The following is a 5,072-nucleotide window of genomic DNA, read 5'->3' as shown; positions in this document are numbered from 1 at the left end:
CGCCACGAGCCGGGCTCGGCCGCCATCCATCCGTCCGCCGTGCTGGAGGAGGGCGTGCGCCTGTCGCCCGGCGCGGTGATCGGCCAGGACGTCCGCATCGGCCGGGGCACGGTGATCGGCCCCGGCGCGGTGATCGGTCCCGGCGTCGCCATCGGCCGCGACTGCGTGATCGGCGCCAACGCCGTGGTCGGCTTCGCCCTGATCGGCGACCGGGTCAGCCTGCACGCCGGCTCGGCGGTCGGCGAGGCCGGGTTCGGCGCGGCCGGCGGCCCCAAGGGCGTCGTCGATCTGCCGCAGCTGGGCCGCGTGGTCCTGCAGGACGGCGTCACCCTGGGCGCCAACAGCTGCATCGACCGCGGCGCGTTCGACGACACCACGGTGGGCGAGAACACCAAGATCGATAATCTGGTCCACGTTGCGCACAACGTGCAGCTTGGCCGAAACTGCCTTCTGGCGGCCTATACCGGGCTGTCGGGCAGCACGGTCGTCGGCGACGGCGTCGCCTTCGGCGGCAAGGCCGGCGTCGCCGACCACTTGACGATCGGCGCCGGCGCCAGCATCGGGGCCTCGGCCTCGGTGTTCAAGAGCGTGCCGGCCGGCGAGACATGGACAGGGTTTCCCGCGCGCCCCATCAAGCGGTGGCTGAGGGAAACGGCATGGCTGTCGCGCAGCGCGCGCAGTCGGGGGATGAAAGACGAGGCATGAGCCAGACCGAAACCGCGGCCGCGCAGACCGACATCGACATCGCCGAGATCCTCAACCGGATCCCGCACCGCTACCCGTTTCTGCTGGTCGACCGCGCCGAAGCCTATGTCCCGCACCAGTCGATCGTCGGCATCAAGTGCGTGACCGTCAACGAGCCGTTCTTCCAGGGCCACTTCCCGGGCAATCCGGTGATGCCCGGCGTGCTGATCATCGAGGCCCTGGCCCAGACGGGCGCGGTGCTGATGAGCAAGTCGCTGGAAGTCGACACCGAGGGCAAGACGATCTTCTTCATGTCGGTCGATAACGCCCGTTTCCGCAACCCCGTGCGCCCGGGCGACGTCCTGCGCATGGAGGTCGAGGTGCTGCGCGCGCGTTCGACCATCTTCAAGTTCAAGGGCGTGGCCAAGATCGGCGACAAGGTCGCCGCCGAGGTCGAGTTCGCCGCCATGGTCGTGGAGACCCCGACGAAATGACCAAAGTCCATCCGACCGCCATCGTCGACGCCGCCGCCAAGCTGGGCGCGGACGTCGAAATCGGGCCGTTCTGCATCGTCGGCCCCGACGTGACCCTGGGCGACCGCGTGCGCCTGCTGTCGCATGTGGTGGTCGATGGCGTCACCACCATCGGTGAGGACACCGTGGTCCACGCCTTCTCGGCCCTGGGCGGTCCGCCGCAGCACCTGGGCTACAAGGGCGAGCGCACCCAGCTGGTCATCGGTCCGCGCAACACGATCCGCGAGCAGGTGACGATGAACACCGGCACGGCCTCGGGCCGCGGCGTCACCACCATCGGCGCCGACGGCTTCTTCATGGCCGAGGCCCACGTGGCTCACGACTGCACGGTTGGCGACAACGTCGTGCTGGCCAAGGGCGCGACCCTGGGCGGCCATGTCGACGTCGGCAATTTCGTGTTCGTCGGCGGCCTGGCGGCTATCCACCAGTTCTCGCGCGTCGGCCGCTACAGCTTCATCGGCGGCCTGGCCGCCGTGACCAAGGACGTCATCCCCTACGGTTCGGTGTGGGGCAACCACGCCCACCTCGAGGGCCTGAATCTGGTGGGCCTCAAGCGCCGCGGCTTCTCGCGCGAGGCGATCAACGCCCTGCGCTCGGCCTATCGCATGATGTTCGCCGACGAAGGCACCTTCCAGGAGCGCCTGGACGACGCGGCCGAGACCTACGCCTCCATTCCCGAGGTGATGGAAATCATCGCGTTCATCCGCGACGAGGGCAACCGTCCGCTCTGCCTGCCCGAGCGCGAGGTCTAGCCTTGCGCAAGCTCGGACTGATCGCCGGCGGCGGGGCCCTGCCGATCGAACTGGCCGCTCATTGCGAGCGCGCCGCGCGCCCGTTCGCCGTCATGCGGCTCAAGGGCTTCGCCGACGCGACGCTGGAGCAGTACGCCGGCATCGAGGTCGGCCTCGCCGAATTCGGCAAGGCCTTCAAGGCGCTGAAGGAAGAGGGCTGCGAGGCCGTCTGCTTCGCCGGCACGGTCGATCGCCCCGACTTCTCGGCCCTGATCCCCGACTTCCGGGGCGTGAAGGTGCTGCCGGGGCTGATCAAGGCCGCGCGCGAGGGCGACGATGCTTTGCTGCGCCGCGTGCTGACCGAGTTCGAGAAGGAAGGCTTTGTCGTCGAGGGCGCCCACGAGGTGCGCGGCGAGATGACCCTGCCGTCCGGACCGCTGGGCCGCTACGCCCCGCGCGCCGAGCACGGCGCCGACATCGACCGCGCCCTGACCGTCGCCCGCGCCATCGGCGGGCTCGACGTGGGGCAGGGGGCCGTGGTCTGCGACGGCCTGGTCCTGGCCGTCGAGGCCCAAGAGGGCACCGACGCCATGCTGCGCCGGGTGGCCGACCTGCCGCAGGCGATCCGCGGCTGTCCCGAGGCGCCCAAGGGCGTTCTGGCCAAGGCGCCCAAGCCGATCCAGGAGACCAAGGTCGACCTGCCGACCATCGGCGTCGCCACCATCCAGCGCGCCGCGCGCGCGGGCCTGGCCGGTGTGGTCGGCGAGGCCGGCCGCCTGCTGATCGTCGATCGCGAGCAGGTCATCGCCTGCGCCGACGACCTGGGCCTGTTCGTCTACGGCGTCGAGCCGGGCTGATGACCGCTGAGGTGTCCAGCGCGACGCCCGCCGACCGGCCGCTGACGGTCATGCTGGTCGCGGCCGAGGCCTCGGGCGACAATCTCGGCGCGGGCCTGGCCCGGGTGCTGCGGGCGCGCCTGGGCGACCAGGTCCGCTTCGTCGGCCTCGGCGGCGCGCGCATGGCCGCCGAAGGCGTGCAGAGCCCGTTCGACATCGCCGAGCTGTCGATCCTGGGCCTCTTCGAGGGACTGAGGGCCTATCCGCGCGTCCTGCGCCGCCTCAAGGACGTCGAGGCCGTGGCGGTGCGCGAAAAACCCGACGTCGCCGTGCTGATCGACTCCTGGGGCTTCAACATCCGCCTAGCCAAGCGCCTGCGCGCGATCGATCCGTCGATCGCCCTGATCAAGTACGTCGCGCCGCAGGTCTGGGCCTCGCGTCCGGGCCGGGCCGCGACCCTGGCCCAGGCCGTCGATCTGCTGCTGGCCACCCAGCCGATGGACAAGCCGTTCTTCGACGCCGTCGGCCTGCCCAGCGTATTCGTGGGCAATCCAGCCCTGGCCCGAGACTTCAGCGGCGCCGACGCCGCCCGGGCCCGCGCGGCCATCGGGGCGGGGCCGGACGATCCGATCCTGGCCGTCCTGCCGGGCAGCCGTCCGTCCGAGATCGAGCGCGTGCTGCCGGCCTTCGAGGACGCCGTGCGCCTGCTGAAGGCCGAGCGGCCGGGCCTGCATGTCGTGGTCCCCGCCGCCTCGACCGTGGCCGCCGCCGTCAAGGCGCGTGTCGCCGGCTGGCCGTTCCGCGCCCATGTCATCGAGGACGACCAGGCCAAGGACGACGCCATGAAGGCCGCCACCGTGGCCCTGGCCTGTTCGGGCACGGTGACCATCGAGCTGGCCCTGGCCGGCGCGCCGATGGTGGTCGGCTACAAGATCGGCGCGATCAGCTACGCGCTGCTCAAGCGGCTGATGACGCCGCGCTGGGTGACCCTGTTCAACATCGCCGCCGACCGCGAGGTCGCGCCCGAACTCTTGCAGCACGACTGCACCGGCGAGCGCCTGGCGGCCGAACTGGCCAGGCGATTGGACGATCCGGCCCTGCGCCAGCGCCAGGTGGCCGAGCAGTACGCCGCCCTCGACAAGCTGGGGCGCGGTCTGCCCGATCCGGCCGAAGCCGCCGCCGACGCCATGCTCGATTTCCTCGAAAGCCGAACCGCCAGGCGGGCTTAAGACCCGCTTCACGCCTGTGGATTAATCTTGCGGAAACCCTGCGCGCATCGCGCGCTCGTGGAGCCCGCCGTGTCGGTTCAACCGCTTGGACCCACTGTCCCGACGTCCGCCTCGGTCATGCCGACGGCGATGGTCGCGCCCGCCGGTCCGCAAGGCGGCCAGACCGGGCAGCCGGGCCTGCCGCCGCCGGCCATGCTGGCCCAGAAGGCCTTGGCGGAAGCGGCCGAGACCCTGGGAAAGATCGCCACCGAGGCGGGCGCTCAGGCTGCGCCGGAAACCGCTGACACCGTCGAGAGCCTGCTCAAGGGCGGCGCCACGGGCCAGGCCCGCGAAATCCTGCTGTCCAGTCCCACGGTCCAGGCCAAGGCTGTCTCCGACCTTGTCGGCCGCGCAGCGCCGGCCCAGGGCGGCATGGCGCCGCTGCTGGCCGACCTGGAGCGCGTCTCGACCTCGCCCGACGCCCCCGCCGTGGTCCGCCAGGCCGCCGCCAACATGCTGGCCCTGCGCTCGCCGATCGACGGCGCGGTGACCGCTGGCGAGATCCGCCAGGCGTTCAGCCGTTCGGGCCTGTTCATGGAGCAGCGCCTCGCCGACGAGACCGAGCCTGGCGCCGCGCCTCTGGCGGCCAAGGACCTCAAGGCCGCCATGCTGGTGCTGCGCGCCGCCGTCGCCAGCTGGAGCGCCCAGACGGGCCCGGCCGGACCGTCGTCCACGGCCGCTTCCACTACACCCTCGCAGACACCGCCGGCCGCCGGATCGACCTCTGCCGGATCAACCTCCGCCGCCGCGACGCCGGCGTTGGCCGCTCCGGTCCAGGCGCAAGCTGATCCGGTCTCGACCTCGATCATCCCGACGGCCGGCGCGCCTGCACAGCCTGCGGTGGCGGAGGAGGGGGCTCCGGCCCCGCTTGCCCGTCCTGCGTCGGCTTCCACCACGTCCGGCGAGCCTGAGGCGGTGCCTTCCCCGCTGGCGACGCCTGACGAAGCCGCCGAGACGCCCGTCGCCCGTTTCCTGGCCGCGGTCGCCCCGCGCCCGACGCCGGCCCAGGCCGCCCAGCCA

5 protein-coding genes and 1 pseudogene are annotated in these 5,072 nt (G+C 71.8%); all 6 read left to right on the top strand.

All coding sequences use genetic code 11. From position 1 onward, the window contains the following. Positions 1–705 (top strand): UDP-3-O-(3-hydroxymyristoyl)glucosamine N-acyltransferase (gene lpxD, locus DMC18_RS22795; protein ID WP_110133335.1); only part of this gene is annotated, 705 nt, incomplete at its 5' end. Continuing rightward, positions 702–1,178: a 3-hydroxyacyl-ACP dehydratase FabZ gene (gene fabZ, locus DMC18_RS22790; protein WP_110117796.1), complete on the top strand. Its 477-nt coding sequence runs from the start codon at positions 702–704 to the stop codon at positions 1,176–1,178. The genes lpxD and fabZ, both read left to right, overlap by 4 nt. After that, on the top strand, positions 1,175–1,969 hold the full coding sequence (gene lpxA, locus DMC18_RS22785; RefSeq protein WP_110117797.1) for an acyl-ACP--UDP-N-acetylglucosamine O-acyltransferase: 795 nt from the start codon (positions 1,175–1,177) through the stop codon (positions 1,967–1,969). Before fabZ ends, lpxA begins: the two co-directional genes overlap by 4 nt. Positions 1,970–1,971: 2 nt before the next feature. After that, positions 1,972–2,805 carry an LpxI family protein gene (locus DMC18_RS22780; protein ID WP_110117798.1) on the top strand — a complete coding sequence of 278 codons (834 nt, stop codon included), beginning with the start codon at positions 1,972–1,974 and terminating at the stop codon, positions 2,803–2,805. Beyond that, on the top strand, positions 2,805–4,013 hold the full coding sequence (gene lpxB, locus DMC18_RS22775) for a lipid-A-disaccharide synthase (RefSeq protein WP_110117799.1): 1,209 nt from the start codon (positions 2,805–2,807) through the stop codon (positions 4,011–4,013). The genes DMC18_RS22780 and lpxB overlap by 1 nt, the downstream gene beginning before the upstream one ends. A 69-nt stretch (positions 4,014–4,082) precedes the next feature. Further along, positions 4,083–5,072, top strand: a pseudogene (locus DMC18_RS22770) (hypothetical protein); the annotation flags it as partial.

The organism is Caulobacter sp. D5 (genome assembly GCF_003185805.1).
Lineage (GTDB): Bacteria > Pseudomonadota > Alphaproteobacteria > Caulobacterales > Caulobacteraceae > Caulobacter.
This window is presented reverse-complemented; position numbering and strand designations above follow the sequence as displayed.